Source organism: Butyricicoccus porcorum (assembly GCF_002157465.1).
Lineage (GTDB): Bacteria > Bacillota > Clostridia > Oscillospirales > Butyricicoccaceae > Butyricicoccus_A > Butyricicoccus_A porcorum.
Genome location: NZ_NHOC01000019.1, coordinates 1 through 20,171, shown reverse-complemented (window position 1 = coordinate 20,171; position 20,171 = coordinate 1). Strand labels below are relative to the sequence as shown.

Below are 20,171 nucleotides of genomic sequence, written 5' to 3'. Positions count from 1 at the left end.
TCGATTCAAAAAAGGAGAAGAATTTATGTCTCAGAGGAGCGAACGCATCAGCGAAGAGTTCCAGAAAGCACTGTCAGAGTGCATTCGTACCCTGAAGGACCCGCGCGTCCATGAGGCGATGGTTTCTGTCACCCGCTGCGAGGTGACCGGAGATCTGCGCTATGCCAAGGCATATATCAGCGTATATGGTTCCGACCAGCAGAAAAAGGACGTTATGCGCGGTCTGAAGTCGGCATCCGGCTTCCTGCGCCGCAATGTGGCGGCAAAGATCCAGCTGCGTTATGCGCCGGAAATCCTGTTCACGCTGGACGAGTCGATTACGCATGGCGCGCACATCAACGCCGTCCTGCATGAGCTGGAGGAGGAGGGGAAGCTGTGATCGGAACAGTATCCCGCGCCGCCGAGGTGCTGAAGGCGGCGGATAACATCATCATCCTGACCCACCGCCGTCCGGATGGCGATACAGCGGGCAGTGCGGGCGCGCTGTGCCTGGCACTGCGTAAGCTGGGCAAAAAGGCATTTGTCGCGCCCAACCGTGAGATCACGCGCCGTTATGCCGGTCTGATTGTGCCGTATGCGCCGTATGACGGCTTTGAGCCGGCGTTTGTCGTGTCGGTCGACTGCGCTGACCGGGGCATGATCCCGGCAGAAATGGCACAGTACGCACAGCGCGTCGATCTGGTCATCGATCACCACCGTTCCAATGACGGCTTCGGCACGGACAACCTCGTCATGGGTCACTGCGCCGCGTGCGCAGAGATTGTCTGCGCCGTCATCGAGGAGATGGGAATCTCGCTCGACAGCAGCATTGCCGAGGGTATTTATGTCGGTGCATCCACCGACACCGGCTGTTTTAAGTTTTCTAATACGACGTCCAACACCCATCGGGTCGCAGCGAAGTGCCTCGACGCGGGTGTGGACGGCGGAGAAATCAACCGCGCGCTGTTTGAGACCAAATCGCGCGCACGCTATGAAATCGAAGGTATGCTGTTTTCCGGCATGCGTTTTTACCACGACGGGAAGATTGCCGTCGCACTGATTACGCGCGAGGCAAAGCAGAAAACCGGCGCGGACTGGGATGACCTGGATGCAATTGCGGGGATCCCGCGCCAGATTGAGGGCGTAGAGGTCGGACTGACGCTGACCGAGCTGGACAATGGCGACACGAAGGTGTCTGTCCGCACGACAAAGGAGGTCGATGCCTCTGCCATCTGCACGCAGGTCGGCGGCGGCGGGCACATCCGTGCGGCGGGCGCAACACTGCACTGCGGTTCGGAGGAAGCCATCCGGCGCATGCTCGAGGTGACAGAAAGGGTGTATGCCGGTGAAACGGCGTGAATCGCGCTACAACGGCGTGCTGATTGTCAACAAGCCGCAGGATTTTACGTCGTTTGACGTCGTCGCCAAGCTGCGCGGCATGCTGCATGAACGCCGCATCGGGCACGGCGGCACGCTCGACCCGATGGCGACCGGTGTACTGCCGGTGTTTGTCGGCGGTGCGACCAAAGCGGCTGATATGGCGGCGGCGCAGGCAAAGGAATATGTTGCGGGCTTCGCGCTGGGCTATGCGACCGATACGCAGGACAGCACGGGCACAGAGACCGCGCGTTCGGACAGGCGCGCATCACTGCCTGCGGTACAGGCGGCAGTAGACGCCATGCGCGGCGAACAGATGCAGCTGCCGCCGATGTATTCGGCGGTCAAGGTGGACGGCAAGCGGCTGTATGATCTTGCGCGCAAAGGCGTGGAGGTCGAGCGCACGCCGCGTCCGATCACTGTGCACGAGGCGGAGCTGCTGGAATTTGACGAACAGGCGCAGGCCGGACGGCTGCGCTTTGTGTGCTCCAAGGGCACCTATGTGCGCACGCTGATCCACGATCTCGGCGAAGGGCTGGGGACTTGTGCAGTCATGACTGCCTTGCAGCGCACGACCTCCGGACGGTATACGCTGGAGCAGAGCCATACGCTGGAGGAAATTCAGCGCGCTGCGGATGCGGATGCCATCGAAACGCTGCTGCTGCCGACCGACAGCCTGTTTGCCGTTTATCCGGCGGTGCAGATCGATGATTACGGCTATGAGCGCGCACAGAATGGCGCGTTTATTGCGCCGCCGCATGTCACCGATCTGCCGATGCAGGCGGGCACACTGTGCCGCGTGTATTATCAGGGCGAATTCTGGATGCTCGGCCGGGTGGACAGACTGGAGCGCGGCGGTCTCGCGCTGTTTTATGAAAAAAGATTCCGGTAATGCCTGAGCAGAGCCGGGGGAAGAGGATCAACCAATCATGATAGAGAAAGACGCAAAGCGCGCCATTGCGCTGGGATATTTTGACGGGGTACACTGCGGGCATCAGGCATTGATGCGCCTCGCCGTGCAGCGCGCACAGGAAAACGGCGCGGTTTCCTCGGTGTTCACGTTCGACGTGCATCCCGATACCGTGATTACCGGTCAGCCTGTGCCGCTCATCACGTCGGAGGCGCGCCGCAGGGATGAAATCCGTGAGCTGGGCGGTGTAGATGAGGTCATCTTCGGGCATTTCAATGACGAGATGCGCAACATGGACTGGCGCCGCTTTGTCGACGATGTGCTGGTCGGCCAGTTCCACGCCTGCTGGATTATCACAGGCGAGAACAATCGGTTTGGCTATCGCGGGCAGGGCACGCCGGAGCGCCTGCGTGAGGAGTGCGTGCGCCTCGGCATCGGCTGCGACATTGTGGAGAGCGTGAAGATCGACAACATCGTTGTCAGCTCGACATACATCCGCCAGCAGATTGCAGCGGGCAATCTGGAACGCGCCGCACAATTCCTCGGCCATCCGTATACCATTGCGGGCGCCGTGCAGCACGGCCGCCGCGTCGGGCGCACGCTTGGCTTCCGCACAGTCAATCTTGCGCTGCCGAAGGAGATGCAGGCGCCGCCGTTCGGCGTATATGTCTCGCGCGTCATCGCGGGCGGGCAATCACACATCGCCGTGACCAACATCGGCGTGCATCCGACCTTCGGAGAGGGAGATGCCGCATGCGTCGAGCCGCACATTCTGGACTTTGACGGTGATCTGTACGGGGCGTTTGTCCAGGTACAGCTGCTGCATTTCCTGCGCCCGGAGCGCCGCTTTGATGACAGTGAACAGCTCAAAGCTGCCATTTCGGACGATGTTGCGCAGACCCGCGCATGGTTTGAAACTGCCAGAAAATGATACAAATGTTATCGCAATGTATGCTCTGCGGCCGGATGGCTGCGGGGCATTTTGCGTTTTTCGATAAAAAAACGCAAAAAAGGCGGGCGAATGCGCAGATTTTTCGCGTTTTGCCGCAAAACTTGCTTGAAATAGATGCGAAAATAGCCTATTATTATTATATGGCAGCCGCGCAACCAGTGCGCTGCATCAGACAGAAGGGGAATGGATATGCTTGGCATTGTTTTGGTAGAGCCGGAGATCCCACAGAATACCGGCAATATTGCGCGTACCTGTGCCGTCACCGGCTGCACACTGCATCTGGTTGGGCCGCTCGGCTTTGAAATTACGGACAGACAGCTCAAACGCGCCGGTCTGGATTACTGGCATCTGCTCGATGTGCGATATTACGATTCACTGGACGAATTCTGGGAGAAAAACCCCGACGGCACGTATTTTTATGCCACCAGCAAGGGAACCCAGCGTTATACTGACGTCACGTATCCGCCGGACGCCTATCTGCTGTTCGGAAAGGAGACGAAGGGTCTGCCGGAGGCCATGCTGGCGGAGCACCCGGAGCGCTGTGTGCGCATTCCGATGCGCGAGGGTGCGCGGTGCCTCAATCTGTCCAACAGCGCGGCTGTGTTGGTCTATGAGGCGTTGCGGCAGAATGACTTTGAAGGGCTGGTCAGCGCAGGACCGTTTCCGGAGATTTGAGAGGTAGCACAAAATGGAAAAAATTTGCATTTTCACAGATTCGACGTCCGATCTGCCGCACGAGCAGGCGGAACGCTGGAATATTGATATCGTCCCAATTCAGATTCAGGCGAACGGGAAGACCTACCGCGAGTATTATGACATCACGCCGGAGGAATATTGGAAGCTCCTGCTGGAGAGCGACGAGATACCGCAGACGTCGCAGATCAAAATGGAGGATCTGATGGCGCAGTACAAAAAGGCGAAGGCGGAGGGCTGCACGCACTGTGTCGGCGTCATCATCAACGGTGCAGGCTCCGGCTCCTATCAGACCGCGAACATTGTCCGCGACATGTTTTATGAGGAATGCGGGCAAGATATGGTGATCGAGCTGATCGATTCCGAGAGCTACACCTATATGTACGGCAATGTCGTTATCGAGGGCGCAAAGCTGCGCGAGGCGGGCGCATCGTTTGACGAGATTGTGCGCACCATGCGCCACAGCATCAAGTGCATGGAGGCATATCTCGGCGTGTACAGCCTGCGCCACCTCAAGAAGAGCGGACGCATTTCCGGCGGCACGGCGTTCGTCGGCGAAGCGCTCGGTCTGCGCCCGATTTCGCTCGTGCGCGCAGGCTCGGTTGATGTGTGCACGAAGGTGCGCGGCGACAAAAATGTCGTGCCGAAGCTGGTCGAGCTGGCGAAGAAGGAGGCGGTCGATCCCGCAGGACAGACGGCCTATGTGGTCTATGCGGCTGTGCCGGAGGAGCAGATTGCGCTTGCCGAGAAGCTGATGCTGGAGGCAGGCTTCGGCTCTGTCGAGCGCTATCCGATTGGTATGGCGGTTACGACAAATGCCGGCCCGCAGTCGATTGCAGTCATTTTTCGCGGAAAACCGCGCGACTGACCCGCAGCTCAGCTGAAAAAATCGCCGGATTGGGCATTTTTTAACAAAAGCATCTTGAAAACTACGCCGCAAGACGGTATAATTTTTGGGTGGAAACGCGCATATTTGCTGCTTTCCACGTATGACAGTACGTTGTTCCAGTTAATAAGGAGTGTTATACAATGGACTACAATAAGAAGAGTGTCGTAGACATCGACGTAAATGGCAAGAAGGTACTTCTGCGCTGTGACTTTAATGTTCCGATGGCAAAGGACGGAAGCGGCGTCATCACCGATGACAAGCGCATCCGTGCAGCCCTGCCGACCATCCAGTATCTGCTGGATAACAATGCGGCAGTTATCGCATGCTCGCACATGGGCAAGCCGAAGGGCGAGTGGAAGCCTGAGCTGTCCATGGCTCCCGTCGCAGCACGCCTGAGCGAGCTGCTGGGCAAGGAAGTCATCCTGGCGAAGGACATCGTCGGCGAGGACGCAAAGGCAAAGGCTGCAGCTCTCCAGCCGGGACAGATCCTGCTGCTCGAAAACCTGCGCTATGACAACGGCGAGACCAAGAACGATCCGGCATTTGCAAAGGCACTGGCTGACCTGGCCGGTGAGGGCGGCGTTTACGTTTCCGACGCGTTCGGCACCGTACACCGCGCACATGCTTCCACCGCAGGCGTTGCCGCTTACCTGCCGGCAGTTTCCGGCTTCCTGATCCAGAAGGAGCTGGAGATCATCGGCGGCGCACTGGCAGCTCCGAAGCGTCCGCTGGTCGCAATCCTGGGTGGCTCCAAGGTTTCGTCCAAGATCGGCGTCATCAACAACCTGCTTGAAATCGCTGATACCATTATCATCGGCGGCGGCATGGCATACACCTTCTCCGCAGCACAGGGCGGCAAGATCGGCGATTCCCTGCTCGAGGAAGACTGGAAGGGCTATGCGCTCGAGATGATCGAGAAGGCAAACGCAAAGGGCGTCAAGCTCCTGCTGCCGGTTGACACCGTGATTGCGGACAAGTTCGCAGCAGACGCAGACAGCAAGGTTGTCGCTGCCGGCGAAATCCCGGACGGCTGGCAGGGCCTGGACATCGGCCCGAAGACCGTTGAGGCATACTGCGATGCAGTTGCTGACGCAGGCACCGTCATCTGGAATGGCCCGATGGGCGTATTTGAGTTCGAGAAGTTCGCAGTCGGCACCAAGGCAGTTGCAGAGGCTCTGAGCAAGACCGATGCGATCACCATCATCGGCGGCGGCGACTCCGCAGCAGCCGTTCAGCAGCTGGGCTACGCGGACAAGATGACCCATATCTCCACCGGCGGCGGCGCTTCGCTGGAGTTCATGGAAGGCAAGGTTCTCCCGGGCATCGCATGCCTCGAGGACAAGTAAGTTTTCGTTCAGTCCGTCCCTGCAGCTGCGCGCCGCAGGGACGCTGAGATATAAAACGTTTCGGCACCTGTTGCCGATCAAAAAAGGATTTTTCTAGGAAGGGGAAAACCAATATGAATCGCAGATATCGCAAGACTATTATCGCTGGTAACTGGAAGATGAACATGACCCCGAGCCAGGCAAAGGCTCTGATCGAAGAGCTCAAGCCGCTGGTCAGCAAGGTCAAGTGGTGTGAGATGGTACTGTGCGTACCGTACGTAGACATCCCGACCGCTGTCAAGGCTGCAAAGGGCTCCAAGATTGCCATCGGCGCTGAGAACATGCACTTTGAGCCGAAGGGCGCTTACACCGGCGAGGTTTCCGCTGACATGCTGAAGGAATGCGGTGTCAAGTACGTTATCATCGGCCATTCCGAGCGCCGTCAGTACTTCGCAGAGACCGACGAGACCGTCAACAAGAAGGTCAAGGTCGCTCTGGAGAACGGCTTCCGCCCGATCGTCTGTGTCGGCGAGTCCCTGGACGAGCGCGAGCAGGACATCTGGTCTGAAATCGTCCGCAAGCAGGTTAAGTGCGCAATGCAGGGCGTATCCGTTGACGACGTCAAGAAGGTTGTCATCGCTTACGAGCCGATCTGGGCGATCGGCACCGGCAAGACCGCTACCGCTGACCAGGCAAACGAAGTTTGCGGCGCAATCCGCGACTGCCTGAGAGAGCTGTACGGCGCGCGCGCTGCACGTGCAATCACCATTCAGTACGGCGGCTCCATGAACGCTAAGAACGCAGCGGAGCTGCTTTCCAAGCCGGACGTTGACGGCGGCCTGATTGGCGGCGCTTCCCTGAAGCCGAACGATTTCTTCGCAATCATCGAAGCAGCAAACCAGTAATTTAACTGCACATTCCATCGGCGGGCTGTTTCATCTGTTTGAGCGGTCCGCCGATGTGCTTTTGCGCGCGGCACAGTGTCCCCCTTCCCACGCCGCGCACCGGAATTTTCAGAAACGAGGTTAATTATGAAAAAACCGTTAATACTCATTATTATGGACGGCTTTGGCCTGCGCACGAGCGACATGGGCAACGCAATCCATGCTGCAAATCATCCGAACCTGACCCGCCTGTTTGCGGAAAATCCGACCACGCAGCTCGGAGCCTCCGGCCTGGATGTCGGTCTGCCGGACGGCCAGATGGGCAACAGTGAGGTCGGCCATACCAACATCGGCGCGGGCCGTGTCGTCTATCAGGAGCTGACCCGCATCTCTAAGGCGATCAAGGAGGGCACGTTCTTCGAGAACGAGGCATTCCTCGGTGCCGTTGAGAACTGCAAGAAGCACGACAGTGCACTGCACATCTATGGCCTGATGAGCGATGGCGGCGTACACTCTCACATCGAGCACATCTGTGGCCTGGTCGACCTGGCAAAGAAGAGCGGCCTGACCAAGGTATTTGTCCATTGCTTCATGGACGGCCGTGATGTACCGCCGACCTCCGGCATCGATTTTGTCCGCCAGATGAAGGCAAAGCTGGACGAGGTCGGTGTTGGCAAGATCGCTACCATCGAGGGTCGTTACTATGCGATGGACCGTGACAACCGCTTTGAGCGCGTTTCCAAGGCATATGCTGCAATGGTATACGGCGAGGGCGAGTACAATCCGGATCCGGTTGCTGCAATGCAGGCATCGTATGACGCAGGCGTGACCGATGAGTTTGTTGTTCCGGTTGTCACCGCAAAGGATGCACAGATCAGGGAGAATGACTCCATTATCTTCGCAAACTTCCGCCCGGACCGCGCGCGTGAAATCACCCGCACCTTTGTCGATCCGGAGTTCTCCGGCTTTGAGCGCCGCAACGGCTGTTTCCCGGTTTACTACGTCTGCATGACGCAGTATGACGCGACGATGCCGAATGTCCATGTTGCGTTCAAGCCGCAGTCGCTGACCAACACGTTCGGCGAATATATCGCCGACAATGGCCTGACCCAGCTGCGCATCGCCGAGACCGAAAAGTACGCACATGTCACGTTCTTCTTCAACGGCGGCATCGAGACACCGTACAAGAACGAGGAGCGCGACCTGATCGCTTCCCCGAAGGTTGCCACCTATGATCTCCAGCCGGAGATGAGCGCATATAAAGTATGCGACAAGGTGGTTGAGGAGATCAAGAGCGGTAAGTTCGATGTCATCATCCTGAACTATGCGAACTGCGACATGGTCGGTCACACCGGTGTATTTGACGCGGCAGTCAAGGCAGTTGAGGCTGTTGATACCTGTGTCGGCAGAACGGTAGACGCTATCCTTGAGATGGGCGGCGTTGCAATGATTACCGCTGACCACGGCAATGCGGATCAGATGCTGGAGGAGGACGGTGTTTCCCCGTTCACCGCGCATTCGTGCAATCCGGTTCCGTTCTGTGTTGTCGGCCATCCGTGCACCCTGCATGAGGGTCGTCTGGCGGATATCGCACCGACGATGCTTCAGGTTCTCGGCCTGCCCCAGCCGGCTGAGATGGACGGCAAGTCTCTGATGGATTGATTCCCGTTTGAATTGACGATTTGCGGCAGATTGCGATTGCCTTCGGGCAAATTCGCGGTCTGCCGCTTTTTTTTTTGCGCGCCGGGCTGTCCGAAAACACGAAAAGGAGAACAGCATGAAACAGGCGATTGAAATTGTGGATGTAAACGGGCGCGAAATTCTGGATTCGCGCGGCAATCCGACTGTGGAGGTCGAGGTGTGCGTATGCGGCGACAACGGCATGTTTGTAGGGCGTGCCTCCGTGCCGTCCGGCGCGTCTACCGGGCAGTATGAGGCATGTGAGCTGCGCGATGGAGAGGAAACGCGTTATGGCGGCAAAGGCGTGCTGCATGCCGTGCATGCGGTCAACGGCGAAATTGTCGATGCCGTCATCGGCATGGATGCGGGAAACCAGCCCGAGCTTGACCGTGCCATGCGGGAGCTGGACGGCACGGAGAACAAGTCGCGACTCGGCGCGAATGCCATTCTCGGCGTCAGCCTTGCGGCCGCGCGCGCGGCCGCACAGGCATACGGCCTGCCGCTGTATGCATATCTCGGCGGTGTAAACGCGAAGACGCTGCCCGTGCCGATGATGAACATTCTGAACGGCGGCGCACATGCGTCCAACAATGTGGACATCCAGGAGTTTATGATTATGCCCGTGGGGGCGTCAGATTTCCGCGAGGCGCTTCGCCAGTGTGCGGAGGTATTTCATGCCCTGCGCGGCGTTTTGAAGCAAAATGGAACGCCTGCGGCGGGCGTGGGCGATGAAGGCGGCTTTGCTCCCAATCTGAAGAGTGATGAACAGGCACTTGAAGTGATTCTGCGCGCCATCGAACAGGCGGGCTACACGCCGGGCGCAGATTTCCTGATTGCAATGGATGCCGCATCGTCCGAATGGTATCATCCGGAGGACGGCGGGTATTATCAGCTGCCCAAGGCGGGTACGCACATGAGCCGTGCACAGCTTGTGGAATACTGGGCGCAGCTGGTGGAAAAGTATCCGATTATCTCGCTGGAGGACGGTCTCGCAGAGGAGGACTGGGAGGGCTGGAAGCAGCTCACCGACCTGGTCGGCAGCCGCGTGCAGCTGGTCGGCGACGACCTGTTTGTGACCAATACCAGCCGCCTGCACCACGGCATTGAAACCGGTGTGGCAAACTCCATCCTGATTAAGGTCAATCAGATCGGCACGCTGACGGAGACCATCGACGCGGTGACCATGGCAAACCGCGCGGGGTATACGGCGGTCATCTCGCACCGTTCGGGCGAAACCGAGGACACGACAATCGCAGACCTCGCGGTGGCGCTGAATGCCGGACAGATCAAGACGGGCGCACCGTCGCGCACCGACCGCGTAGCAAAATACAATCGCCTGCTGCGCATCGAGGAGGAACTGGACGGGCAGGGCCTGTATGCCGGGCGCAATGCATGGTTTAATCTGCACTGAGCTAAAAAAAGCAGGCAGGCCGTTCGGCCTGCCTGCACTGCTCACAGCTCGAGCAGCATGGTCAGATATTCGTTGGAATCGAGGAACACCTTGAGGTAGTAATTCAAAACCACGGTGTCCTCCGGCGCGCAGGCGCCGTCCAGAATGCATTCGGTTTTGACGTTCTCGCGCGTCAGCCCGAGTGCTTCGATGCGCGCAAGATTTTCCGGCGACGGGCTCGGCATGGTGTCGATACAGCAGATGCCGATGAGCGCGTCGCGCATTTTCCACAGCAGCTGCTGGCAGCCGCGCAGGTGGGCAACCTCGGATTTTTTGAGTGATTTGTTCATGCGCTCATCGAGCAGCACACTGACATTGCGGTCGAGCTCATTGATGCTCGCGCGCAGGTCGCGCAGGTCAGGGATGCGTCCGCGCAGCACGCGTTGTTCCAGCAGCGGAAGCATCGCCTTCTGCGCCTTGATAATGCTGTCCTTTGTGTGCGCCGCACCGCTGTACGGGCGGATGAGCATGTTGACGGCGAGCGCGATGGCGGTGCCGACGACGGTGTCGCGGAAGCGCAGCAGGCCGTAAAACAGGTTGCCTGTCGCAAGCAGGTCGGTCAGGCAGCAGCAGAATACGACACAGGCCAAACTGGTGGTGGAAGCCCGCATATGCAGCATGTTGCACACGACAATCATAATGATGACGCCCAGTGCACAGCCGATTGCCATATGTCCGGAAAAGACAAGGGAAAATCCCATGGCCAGCAGTGCGCCGACGAGGTTGCCGACCGTCAGGTCGCGCGCGCCTTTGAACGACGCGGTGATGGAGGATTCCATTGCGCCGAGTGCGCCGATGGCGAGAAACGGCGGATATTCGCTTTTGATGGCATAACCGGTCAGCAGCGAAAGGCCGACGGCAAGTGCGGTCTTAACTGTCCGCATGCCGATGTGGAAGGGCAGTTTTTTCTTGGTTGCAATCATCTTTTGTCACCTGTTATTCTCATGAAGCATACTCCAAACTTGGCTCATTATAGCACATTCGCGGCGTTCGTCAATCGGCAAATGTACCATTCGGATAAATCTTGGTGTATTTGCTGTGAAAATAGGAGAAAATGCAAGATGAATTGGGAATATTTCATGGAAAGATTGACAGATTGAAAGAATCTGTGGTAACATATAACTATTATAGAACAAAGATATGTTCGCAACCTTGCCGTGCTTTGACGGCGGGGAAAGTATCATATGACTACCCGCGGAGTACCGCGGCGACGAGAGGGAGTTTTTCGCAATGAAAGCCAAGAAGACTGATAACAAGAAAAAGATTGGCATCGGCGTTGCCGCTGCCGGTGCCGTCGCCGGTGCCGTTGTAGCAGGCGTTGCAGCATACCGTCACAGCAAGAGCGAGCAGGTTTATCATGAGGCGGAACTCAAGGCAATGAGCGAGCTGGATGATATGAACGCAGAGAACGAGAATGCATGCGAAGCCTGTGAGTGCGCAGATGCGTGTGCGGCAAGCGAAGAGACCTGCGAGGCTGCCGAGGAGCAGATGACCATGGAAGAGCCGGAGGCTGTCGAGGAGCCGGAAGAAGCTGCCGACGAGACGGCAGAGGAAGCTCCGGCAGAAGAAGCTGCTGAGGAAGCAGAGGAAGAGATTGAGGCTTCCGATTCTGACGAGGACTGATTCCCGTAAACCAATCCGGGCGGGGCACGCGTGCGCGGCGCTCCGCCTGCTTTTTGTGCAAAAATATATTTTTCCTGAGGAGCAAGAATACCTATGAGATATGAAGGCCGCGTATTTCGTCCGCCGAGTGAAGCCTACAGCCTGATCGTACAGGTCACCATCGGGTGCAGCCACAACGGCTGTACGTTCTGTGATATGTACAAGGAAAAGCAGTTCCATCTGCGCAAGCTGGAGGATGTGCTGGAGGATTTCATTCTGGCGCGCCGCGCGTACAGCCACATTGAACGCATTTTCCTCGCCGATGGCGACGCACTGATGCGCCGCACGGAGGATCTTGCAATTATTTTGCAGCATATCCGCGACACCATCCCGGAGTGCACGCGCGTAACCAGCTATGGCTCGCCTAAGAGTATCCTGACCAAGACGCCGGAGCAGCTCGCGCTGCTGCGCTCGCTCGGCCTGAAGATGATTTATCTCGGCCTGGAATCTGGCTGTGATGATGTGCTGACGCATGTCAACAAGGGTGTGACGGTGGATGAAATTGTCCGCGCCGGACAGATGGTCAAGGACGCAGGCATGAAGCTGTCGGTTACGGCAATCAATGGACTCGGCGGCACGGAGCTGTGGCGCGAGCATGCGCTGGGCACGGCAGATGCCTTTTCCCGCATGAAGCCGGACTATATCGGCCTGCTGACGCTCATGTTCGAGGGCGGCACGCCATTGCAGAAGGAGTGGGAGGCAGGCAAATTCCAGCTGCTGACCGCGCCGCAGGTAGCGCAGGAAACGCTGCTGATGCTCGAGCACATCGACAGCGAGGGCAGTATTTTCCGCTCCAACCATGCGTCCAATTACCTCTCGCTCAAGGGCACGCTCAACCGTGACCGCGATGCGCTGTGCAATACGCTGCGCCGCGCGCTGGACGGTGAGCTCGGCTACAAGAGCGAATATTACCGCGCACTGTGACGCCTGGTTTGTGTACAGAACAGTAATATTTTCAAAAGTCTCAGATTTTATCCATAAAAATGGAGATCTGAGACTTTTTTGGTGAAAAAATGAAGAACGTGGCAAAAAACTTTACAAACAATTCACTGTTTTGCCGTTTTCATTGTGCGCCGAGTGTGTTACACTGAAGACAACAAAAGAGAGGAGTGATGCCGATGGATTCAATGTCCCATACGACGGTAGCGCATTACCTGCTGGACTACGTGGAAAAGACTGACGGCATTTCGTTCGATAGAAAAGCATTCGTTTTTGGCAACCTGAAACCCGACCTGAAGGGCGAATATCTGACCAAACGGCACTATCCGTCCCTCATGTTTGAAGAAGTGATGCAGCGCATCCGCGATTTTGCATCCAAATTTTGCATCAGTGAAACCAACGACGCCAAGCTCAGCGAGGAGCTCGGTGTAATCTGCCATTATATTACAGATTTCTTTAGCTTTCCGCACAACGACGATATTTACGAACATGGACTGTTCGCACATTATGTATACGAAAAACGCACGAGCCTGACGATTTCCAAACGAATCGATGAGACCAAGTTTGACGGCTGGGTCAAGCCCCTGTTGGCGGACATCCCGCAGACACCGGAAGCCCTGATCGCTTCCATCTCTGAACAGCATCGGAGCTATGTCGCACAGCCGGAACACAGCATCAGCGATGATGTCTTCCACATCTGCCGCATTCTCACCACTGTAGTGATGTCGATGATCCGTATTACTTGCAATGTCTTTGCAGACCTTCCCTTTGGAGCATCGGCGCCGATTGCACAGCCGGCGTAACAAGCCTGTATCCGCCCTTCCAGCAGTGGGGCGGATTTTTTTGCGCTTTTTGCGGCGAAAATGCATTGACATCCCCCACAAAAAGGCGTATGCTGAAAGAGAAATAAATGACATATGTCAGAAACGGAGGCGCAACCATGCCGCGACCAACAAAATGCCGCCGCGTGTGCGGCCTGCCGGAGCATACGGTGTTCGGCCCTGCGGGGCAGGCACATACACCGGCGGTCACGATGACGGTGGACGAATATGAGACCATTCGCCTGATCGACCTCGAAGGGCTGACGCAGGAGGAATGCGCTGCGCAGATGGGCATTGCCCGCGCGACGGTCGCAGGCATCTGGACGCGCGCGCGCCGCAAGACGGCGGATGCTCTGGTCAATGGCAGGCAGCTTGTGGTTGCGGGCGGAAATTATGCCCTCTGCCGCCGCAGTGAACCGGGCTGCTGCGGTCACAATGCCGCGTGCCGCGGGCGCGTTGACCACATGGCGGTATTCCGCACTGACGAAGGAGAGAACAGCATGAAGATTGCAGCAACTTATGAAAACGGACAGATTTTCCAGCATTTCGGTCACACTGAGCAGTTTAAGATTTACACGGTGGAGAACGACCACATCACCAACATGGAGGTCGTCAGCACGGACGGCAGCGGCCACGGCGCGCTGGCGGAGTTCCTGAAAAAGCAGGGCGTCGGCATCCTGGTATGCGGCGGCATCGGCGGCGGTGCGCGCACCGCGCTGATGGATGCGGGCATTGCGGTATTCGCAGGCGCCAGCGGCGAGGCAGATCTTCAGGTCGGCGCATTGCTGGCGGGTATGCTTGCACCAAACCCGGATGTGACCTGTGACCACCACGACCACGGCGAAGGTCATTCCTGTGGCTCGTGCGGCAGCCGGGGAACCTGCGGCGGCCACTGCTGAGAATAAAAAGCAGACGCTTTTTAGGCGGTGCAACTTAGGGATTTTAATTCCTTGAAAAAGATTCGGCATAGTTTGGTATTTTACCGGGCTATGCCGATTTTTCATTTGCCGGGGTATTGAACTCCCCGATGCAGTTCCAGATGATTTTGATGCGCTGGACTCTGTGCCCATCTACACGCTCTGCTTTGTAAACGTAAATCTTCTCCACGAATTCCCTGATGATCTCAGCATCCAATTCTCGAATGTCGGTGTATCTTCTTACCAAGTCGAGGAAGTGATTTGCATTCAGGGATTCTTCTTTTTCCGCAGAAAGCAGATGCTTCAGTTCCTTGATGCGAGCCTCCAGCTGTTCCTGCTCGGCTTCGTAGTTGGAACTCATCTTCGCAAAACGCTCATCGGAAATTTTACCTTCCACGTTATCCTCGTAAAGCCTCTGAATAATCTTATCCAGTTTGGAGATACGCTGCATGGCCTGTTCCAGTTCTCGCTTTCCTTCACGCTGACTCTTGTTGAGTTCCGCAAGTGATTTCTTCGTGACCATTTCTAAGAACTCATCCTCGTGTTCCCTTGCAAATGCAGTAATTCGCTGAAGTTCACTCAGCAGGATTTCTTCCACCACCACATTGCGGATCTGATGAGAACTGCAACCGCCTTTAACCTTGCGGTAAGTGGCGCATACGAAATGCTCCTTGTCATGTTCCCAGCCTCTGTGCCTAACCTGATACAGCTTGGCTCCGCAATCGGCACAAAAGAGCATACCGGAGAGCATCGGCATCTCACCCATCGGTGTGAGCCTTCTGCGACCATCCCTGATTCTCTGAACAATATCGAAGGTTTCCTGGTCGATAATGGCTTCGTGGCAGTTCTCGAAAATCTGCCAGTTTTCCGGGTCATTCTTCTGAATCTTCTTGTTCTTGTAGGATTTACGATAGGTTTTAAAATTCACCAGATGACCTAACTCCATCTTTGCAGTTGCCTCTGTTCCAATGGCAAAACTCTACTATGCAGAGTTCAAAAAGCAGATGGAGGCAGACCCTACAAAGAAACTGCGTATTGCTGTCATTTACAGCTTCGCACCAAACGAAGAAGAATCTGATGGTATTATCGATGAAGAGAATCCGGAAGATACTTCTGCTCTGGATAAAAGCTCCAGAGACTTCCTTGATGAAGCCATCATGGATTACAACATGACCTTCCATACGAATTACGATACTTCCTCTGAGAAATTCCAGAACTACTACAAGGATGTATCTCTCCGTATGAAGAACAAGGAGCTGGATCTGCTTATCGTAGTAAATATGTTCCTGACCGGATTTGATGCCACTACGCTGAATACGCTCTGGGTAGATAAGAACCTGAAGATGCATGGACTGATTCAGGCATTCTCCCGTACCAACCGTATCTTAAACAGCATCAAGACTTTCGGTAATATCGTATGTTTCCGTAACCTGCAGAAACGTGTGGATTCCGCCATCTCCCTGTTCGGAGATAAGAATGCATCAGGTATCGTTCTCTTGCAGAAGTTCCAAGACTACTACTATGGTTATGTATCTGTCGATGATAAGCCGATGCCGGGATACGTGGATCTGGTAGCAGACTTGCAGGGCAAGTTCCCTCTGACCGAGCCACAAATTGTTGGTGAACAGAATCAGAAAGATTTCATTTCTTTGTTTGGAGCAATTCTCCGTATGAGAAACCTGCTGTCATCCTTCGACGAGTTTGCAGGAAAAGAAATCATCAGTGAGCGTGATCTTCAGGACTACCTCGGCAGATACCAGGATCTTCGTGATGAATGGAAACGCAAACGTGAGGAAGAAGGCGGTGATAGCACCGACATCACAGACGATATTGTATTTGAAGTTGAACTCATCAAGCAGATTGAAATCAACATCGACTATATCCTCATGCTCGTGAAGAAGTATCACGATACCCATTGTGAGGATAAGGAAGTCCTTATCACCATCAAAAAGGCTATCGATGCCAGCCCTGAGCTGCGTAGCAAGAAGGCGCTTATTGAAACCTTCATCGCAGGTATCAATGATGTTGAAGATGTCATGACCGAATGGCATGATTTCGTTGCAGAACAGCGTGAACAGGATCTGGTTGCCATCATCAAGGAAGAAAAGCTGAAAGAGGCTGAAACCCGTAAGTTCCTCGATAACTCTTTCCGAGAAGGTGAAATCAAGATTGTCGGTACGGACATCGAAAAAATCCTTCCTCCTGTCAGCCGTTTCGGTGGCGGTAACAGAGCAAAGAAAAAAGAAGGTGTAATCAGCAAGCTGAAAGCTTTCTTTGAGAAATACTTCGGTATTGGTGGTTCTGTTAAGTTCTCCGATGAACCGTAAGAGAAAAAGGTTATTACATACGATTTTGCTCCACAGGCACCGCTTATGGTTGCGGATGGAAAAACTCCGTATGGTGCAAAAAAGGAGGATTAAAGAATGGATTTTGATGCGTTAAAAAACTTATCAGCATCTTTCAAACCTATTGACATATCACGTATTGCTATGCCTGAACCGATATATCCTAAAATTGAAATGCCTGAACTTCCAATTATAGATCCGGAAGATACTATAATGGGTGATATTAAAAGGAAAATCGAGGAGCAAAATAATCTTACAACTCAGCAGATAAATATACTTGTTGAACAGAATAAACTGCTGGCTGATAATTATAATAAATTAAAGGAAATGTATGATGCTCAGGCGGAGTCATACAAAGCTGCTCAAGAGGATTTGAAAAGCAGTAGAAGATACAATACTATCATGATGATTATCGCAGCTGTCGCTATGATTGCTGCGATTACAGGCCCAATAGTAACGATACTCGTAAGTCAATAATAACGAAAATGACCACAACAGAGGCGATTGCCAATGCTGTGGTCATTCTTTTTGCTCCGCTTGAGGGCTGTCAGCACTCATATTTTACTTGTTCTGTAAAATCCCTGTGTTGAACGCCCTTTTGGGCGTCTGCTTTTTTGCGCGGATTACGTGGCGAGGTGCATCGTGCGGACGGCGTCCATCAGTTCGATCACCTCGGCAGGCAGGCTGCTGGTATCGGTGCCCAGCGTGCCCGAATAGCGGACAAAATAGCCGCTGTCGGTGATGGCAAAGCCATCGCGCTCGCTCTGTTTCAGTGTTTCTACGTCGGGATACAGCACGAATTTATCGGCATACGGCGTGAAGCCGAAGGGGCACAGGCTTGCACAATTGCCGCAGTCGTTGCACGGGCCGTCCAGATGGATGACCTTTTTCTGCAAACCGTCGATGAAATAATTTGCGCGGTTCGGGCAGACATCAACGCAGGTCGTACAGCACCCGCAGGCGAACGGCGGTGTCTGTCCGGCGGCAATTTTGCGCGGCTTGCGGCGGAGATGGTCGTCGGCCGTGCTGCGCTCTGCCAGCTCGCGGACACGCGCCGTGTCAATGCCGTAAAAATCCGGTTTGATGTTTGCGCACTTTTCCACCAGCTTGCGCAGGTTCTGATAGCCGTGCGGCTTGAGCAGGACAGTGGCGACGGTAATCGGATAAATACCGGTCGAATAGATTTTGTCGATGTTGTCGATGTCTGCGCCGCCGGAATATGAAATCGGCAGACAGCCTTCAAACGCCTCAGACAGCAGCGCCGCCGTGTGCATGGACAGCGGGAACAGCGCCTTGCCGGACATGTACATGTCCGTGCCCGGCAGTTCACCGTGCGTAATTTTGACAGGGAAGGTGTTGGTCAGCTTGACACCGAAGCGCAGGTCGAGCGATTCCGCGACCTCCAGCAGGCGGCCAATCATGGTGATTGCGTCCGGCAGCTGCATGTCGTGCTCAAAGTGCTCGCGGCCAAATTCCACGTCGGTATAACCCAGATTGTCCAGCAGTTCGCGCGCCTTGTCGTAGCCGATCAGTGTCGGATTGCATTTGACATAGGTGTGCAGCCCCTTTTCCCGCAGCATGTATTCGGCAATTGCCTGAATCTGCTCCGGCGGACAGCCGTGCATTGTGGAAATCGTGACATTGTTGCTGATGTGCGGCGAGATGGAATCGATATAGTCGTCATCTACCACATCGAAGATCATATCCTTCGCCTCCGCAATGCATGCCTTCCAGACCGGGGAGGAGGAGGCGTCCTTCATGGTTTCGATGAATGCATCGACCGATGGGCTTTTGATGCCCTCGAGGTCATAGCCGACCGACATGTTGAACACAAAGGCATCCGGTTCACCGAGCCGGAATTCCTTCAGCAGAATCTTGATGGCAATCCATGCCTTGATGTATTCCGCTGCGGCCTGCTCCGGACTGAGCTCCGTCGACCATTCCGTGTTGTAGGCTTCGTCGCGTACATAGATGCACGGGCGCTGGATGCCGAGCTGGTCGCCCCACAGCTTTTGTACCGTCTTGAGCTCGAAAAATCGTCCGCCTGCGGCATAGGCCGCAATCAGGTTTTGTGCGAGCTGGGTGTGCGGGCCTGCCGCCGGGCCGACCGGGCTGTTCAGCGTCTTGCCAAACAGCGGTGCATAATTGCGGAATACGATGATAGAAGTGGCAGGCACGCCGAACATTGTTCCCTTGAACCGGTATTCCTTCCATGCCTGGTCGAGCAGCGCTCGAAACGGGATTGGCTTCATTTCAATGCTCATATGGATACGCCTCCTTTGGACGTGGCTATTTGTGGAAAAAAGAAAGGGAGTGCTTCGGGCAGTGAGAGATGCACATGCCGCAGTGCAGGCAGGCATCCGGATCCATTGCCCACGATTTGTCCGACCGGCTGACGCAAATTGCTTCTGCCGGGCAGCCGCGCATGCACATGCCGCAGAAGATACAGGTTTCCGGGTCGAATAGGATATCACCATTCTGCAGGACAAGTGCGGTATATGGCAGCTTTTCCTTCGGCGCATACGGCGTGTTTTCCAGCGGCAGTGCGGTGCGCAGCTGTTTGTCGAGCGCATAATAGGCGCCTGCAATGGCCGGGGCAGTCGGAATGGATGTGATTTCGCCGCAGCCGACGGCGCCGAGCGCGAGTTTTTCTTTGTTCTGTTCGACGATGATCGGAATGATTTCCGGCGCTTCAAGCGCACGCGGTACGCGCAGCGAACCGTATTTGACCTTCGGAATGCCGTTTTCCAGCGGAAAGCGCTCTTGTATGGCGTAGCCCATGCCCATCAAAACACCGCCTTCAATCTGCCCCTCGACGTTGAGCGGGTTGATGGCGCGCCCGACATCGTGTGCGGCATAAATCTGGGAAATACGGCGCGTTTCCGGGTCGACGACAGCGAGCTGGGTCGCGTAGCCGTAACCGACATGCGAAACCGGGTTTTTCTTGATTGACCCCATCTTGTCGGTCTTGGCGAGATACGTGCCGAGGTATTCCTTGCCGTTCAGTGCTTTCAGCGAGCGGTAATTTTTGAGATCACGATTGAGCAGTTCACAGGCGCGGCGCAGCGCTTCGCCGGTGACGAGTGTCTGGCGCGAGCCGGAGGTCACACCGGAGTCGGGAGCGTTGATGGTCTCCGCCGGGACATAAACAATCTGACTTTCGTCCAGCTGTGTGCACTCGATGGCGACCATGGTCAGAATCGTGCCGAGTCCCTGCCCGATGCAGCTGGCACCCGAACGGATGTAGACTTTGCCGTCCTCGACTGTCAGGCGGCAGCGGCCCCAGTCGGCCAGACCGACGCCCGTGCCCGCGTTTTTCATGCAGCAGGCGATGCCGACGTGCCCGCG

19 protein-coding genes and 1 pseudogene are annotated in these 20,171 nt (G+C 55.6%); 16 read left to right on the top strand and 4 right to left on the bottom strand.

The features are described 5' to 3' along the window. Window positions 1-25: 25 nt before the first annotated feature. The 10 genes from rbfA (at window position 26) to eno (ending at window position 10,100) form a co-directional block, all read left to right on the top strand. A complete protein-coding gene (gene rbfA, locus CBW42_RS13185; RefSeq protein WP_087022454.1) occupies window positions 26-379 on the top strand; it encodes a 30S ribosome-binding factor RbfA in 354 nt (117 codons plus the stop codon). Next, window positions 376-1,338, top strand: a complete 963-nt coding sequence (locus tag CBW42_RS13180; RefSeq protein ID WP_087022451.1) for a DHH family phosphoesterase — start codon at window positions 376-378, stop codon at window positions 1,336-1,338. The genes rbfA and CBW42_RS13180 overlap by 4 nt, the downstream gene beginning before the upstream one ends. Further along, a complete protein-coding gene (gene truB, locus CBW42_RS13175; protein WP_242969890.1) occupies window positions 1,325-2,248 on the top strand; it encodes a tRNA pseudouridine(55) synthase TruB in 924 nt (307 codons plus the stop codon). The genes CBW42_RS13180 and truB overlap by 14 nt, the downstream gene beginning before the upstream one ends. A gap of 37 nt (window positions 2,249-2,285) precedes the next feature. After that, window positions 2,286-3,197: a riboflavin biosynthesis protein RibF gene (ribF, locus tag CBW42_RS13170; protein WP_087022445.1), complete on the top strand. Its 912-nt coding sequence runs from the start codon at window positions 2,286-2,288 to the stop codon at window positions 3,195-3,197. 210 nt (window positions 3,198-3,407) lie between these two features. After that, window positions 3,408-3,893, top strand: coding sequence for a tRNA (uridine(34)/cytosine(34)/5-carboxymethylaminomethyluridine(34)-2'-O)-methyltransferase TrmL (gene trmL, locus CBW42_RS13165; protein ID WP_087022442.1), 486 nt, complete (start codon window positions 3,408-3,410; stop codon window positions 3,891-3,893). Between the two features lie 13 nt (window positions 3,894-3,906). After that, on the top strand, window positions 3,907-4,779 hold the full coding sequence (locus CBW42_RS13160; RefSeq protein WP_087022439.1) for a DegV family protein: 873 nt from the start codon (window positions 3,907-3,909) through the stop codon (window positions 4,777-4,779). Between the two features lie 161 nt (window positions 4,780-4,940). Further along, window positions 4,941-6,146: a phosphoglycerate kinase gene (locus CBW42_RS13155; protein ID WP_087022436.1), complete on the top strand. Its 1,206-nt coding sequence runs from the start codon at window positions 4,941-4,943 to the stop codon at window positions 6,144-6,146. 113 nt (window positions 6,147-6,259) lie between these two features. After that, window positions 6,260-7,030 carry a triose-phosphate isomerase gene (gene tpiA / locus CBW42_RS13150; RefSeq protein WP_087022433.1) on the top strand — a complete coding sequence of 257 codons (771 nt, stop codon included), beginning with the start codon at window positions 6,260-6,262 and terminating at the stop codon, window positions 7,028-7,030. Between the two features lie 126 nt (window positions 7,031-7,156). Continuing rightward, entirely contained in the window at window positions 7,157-8,671 is a 1,515-nt protein-coding gene (gene gpmI, locus CBW42_RS13145; protein ID WP_087022429.1) for a 2,3-bisphosphoglycerate-independent phosphoglycerate mutase, read from the top strand. 115 nt (window positions 8,672-8,786) lie between these two features. Next, the gene (eno, locus tag CBW42_RS13140) at window positions 8,787-10,100 is read left to right on the top strand and encodes a phosphopyruvate hydratase (RefSeq protein WP_087022426.1); all 1,314 of its coding nucleotides are present in this window, start codon (window positions 8,787-8,789) and stop codon (window positions 10,098-10,100) included. A 41-nt stretch (window positions 10,101-10,141) separates the two neighbouring features. Here eno and CBW42_RS13135 read toward each other — a convergent pair whose 3' ends face one another. After that, complete coding sequence (locus tag CBW42_RS13135; protein WP_087022423.1) at window positions 10,142-11,062, bottom strand: FUSC family protein; 921 nt, start codon at window positions 11,060-11,062, stop codon at window positions 10,142-10,144. 307 nt (window positions 11,063-11,369) lie between these two features. On the opposite strand from CBW42_RS13135, the gene CBW42_RS13130 reads away from it, so the two are divergent. The 4 genes from CBW42_RS13130 to CBW42_RS13115 all read left to right on the top strand — a co-directional run bounded on the left by CBW42_RS13130 (window position 11,370) and on the right by CBW42_RS13115 (window position 14,460). Further along, window positions 11,370-11,762: a hypothetical protein gene (locus CBW42_RS13130; protein WP_087022420.1), complete on the top strand. Its 393-nt coding sequence runs from the start codon at window positions 11,370-11,372 to the stop codon at window positions 11,760-11,762. A gap of 93 nt (window positions 11,763-11,855) precedes the next feature. Then, window positions 11,856-12,725 carry a radical SAM protein gene (locus tag CBW42_RS13125; RefSeq protein WP_087022417.1) on the top strand — a complete coding sequence of 290 codons (870 nt, stop codon included), beginning with the start codon at window positions 11,856-11,858 and terminating at the stop codon, window positions 12,723-12,725. Window positions 12,726-12,919: 194 nt separating this feature from the next. Next, a complete protein-coding gene (locus tag CBW42_RS13120; RefSeq protein WP_165761193.1) occupies window positions 12,920-13,543 on the top strand; it encodes a zinc dependent phospholipase C family protein in 624 nt (207 codons plus the stop codon). A gap of 137 nt (window positions 13,544-13,680) precedes the next feature. Then, complete coding sequence (locus CBW42_RS13115) at window positions 13,681-14,460, top strand: DUF134 domain-containing protein (protein ID WP_087022614.1); 780 nt, start codon at window positions 13,681-13,683, stop codon at window positions 14,458-14,460. An 88-nt stretch (window positions 14,461-14,548) separates the two neighbouring features. Here the strand turns inward: CBW42_RS13115 and CBW42_RS13110 are convergent, their stop codons facing one another. Beyond that, window positions 14,549-15,424, bottom strand: coding sequence for a DUF4368 domain-containing protein (locus CBW42_RS13110; protein ID WP_087022411.1), 876 nt, complete (start codon window positions 15,422-15,424; stop codon window positions 14,549-14,551). Here CBW42_RS13110 and CBW42_RS13105 point away from each other — a divergent pair. Continuing rightward, window positions 15,417-16,898: pseudogene (locus CBW42_RS13105) on the top strand (type I restriction endonuclease subunit R, EcoR124 family); the annotation flags it as partial. The gene CBW42_RS13110 and the pseudogene CBW42_RS13105 sit on opposite strands and share 8 nt — an antisense overlap. A 3-nt stretch (window positions 16,899-16,901) precedes the next feature. Next, on the top strand, window positions 16,902-17,300 hold the full coding sequence (locus tag CBW42_RS13100) for a hypothetical protein (RefSeq protein WP_087018644.1): 399 nt from the start codon (window positions 16,902-16,904) through the stop codon (window positions 17,298-17,300). 146 nt (window positions 17,301-17,446) lie between these two features. Here CBW42_RS13100 and CBW42_RS13095 read toward each other — a convergent pair whose 3' ends face one another. Together CBW42_RS13095 and CBW42_RS13090 are read right to left on the bottom strand one after the other, a co-directional pair. Next, the gene (locus tag CBW42_RS13095) at window positions 17,447-19,087 is read right to left on the bottom strand and encodes a hypothetical protein (protein ID WP_087022131.1); all 1,641 of its coding nucleotides are present in this window, start codon (window positions 19,085-19,087) and stop codon (window positions 17,447-17,449) included. A gap of 25 nt (window positions 19,088-19,112) precedes the next feature. After that, the coding region (locus tag CBW42_RS13090; protein ID WP_108721068.1) for a molybdopterin cofactor-binding domain-containing protein at window positions 19,113-20,171 on the bottom strand (1,059 nt) is incomplete at its 5' end.

Excerpts from the sequence above, each read along its gene's own strand:
- CBW42_RS13110 (WP_087022411.1), bottom strand. The coding sequence starts at position 15,424 with ATGGAGTTAGGTCATCTGGTGAATTTTAAAACCTATCGTAAATCCTAC.
- CBW42_RS13130 (WP_087022420.1), top strand. The coding sequence starts at position 11,370 with ATGAAAGCCAAGAAGACTGATAACAAGAAAAAGATTGGCATCGGCGTT.
- CBW42_RS13120 (WP_165761193.1), top strand. The coding sequence starts at position 12,920 with ATGGATTCAATGTCCCATACGACGGTAGCGCATTACCTGCTGGACTAC.
- CBW42_RS13160 (WP_087022439.1), top strand. The coding sequence starts at position 3,907 with ATGGAAAAAATTTGCATTTTCACAGATTCGACGTCCGATCTGCCGCAC.
- eno (WP_087022426.1), top strand. The coding sequence starts at position 8,787 with ATGAAACAGGCGATTGAAATTGTGGATGTAAACGGGCGCGAAATTCTG.
- CBW42_RS13155 (WP_087022436.1), top strand. The coding sequence starts at position 4,941 with ATGGACTACAATAAGAAGAGTGTCGTAGACATCGACGTAAATGGCAAG.
- CBW42_RS13135 (WP_087022423.1), bottom strand. The coding sequence starts at position 11,062 with ATGATTGCAACCAAGAAAAAACTGCCCTTCCACATCGGCATGCGGACA.
- CBW42_RS13115 (WP_087022614.1), top strand. The coding sequence starts at position 13,681 with ATGCCGCGACCAACAAAATGCCGCCGCGTGTGCGGCCTGCCGGAGCAT.
- CBW42_RS13100 (WP_087018644.1), top strand. The coding sequence starts at position 16,902 with ATGGATTTTGATGCGTTAAAAAACTTATCAGCATCTTTCAAACCTATT.
- CBW42_RS13095 (WP_087022131.1), bottom strand. The coding sequence starts at position 19,087 with ATGAGCATTGAAATGAAGCCAATCCCGTTTCGAGCGCTGCTCGACCAG.
- gpmI (WP_087022429.1), top strand. The coding sequence starts at position 7,157 with ATGAAAAAACCGTTAATACTCATTATTATGGACGGCTTTGGCCTGCGC.
- tpiA (WP_087022433.1), top strand. The coding sequence starts at position 6,260 with ATGAATCGCAGATATCGCAAGACTATTATCGCTGGTAACTGGAAGATG.
- rbfA (WP_087022454.1), top strand. The coding sequence starts at position 26 with ATGTCTCAGAGGAGCGAACGCATCAGCGAAGAGTTCCAGAAAGCACTG.
- ribF (WP_087022445.1), top strand. The coding sequence starts at position 2,286 with ATGATAGAGAAAGACGCAAAGCGCGCCATTGCGCTGGGATATTTTGAC.
- trmL (WP_087022442.1), top strand. The coding sequence starts at position 3,408 with ATGCTTGGCATTGTTTTGGTAGAGCCGGAGATCCCACAGAATACCGGC.
- CBW42_RS13125 (WP_087022417.1), top strand. The coding sequence starts at position 11,856 with ATGAGATATGAAGGCCGCGTATTTCGTCCGCCGAGTGAAGCCTACAGC.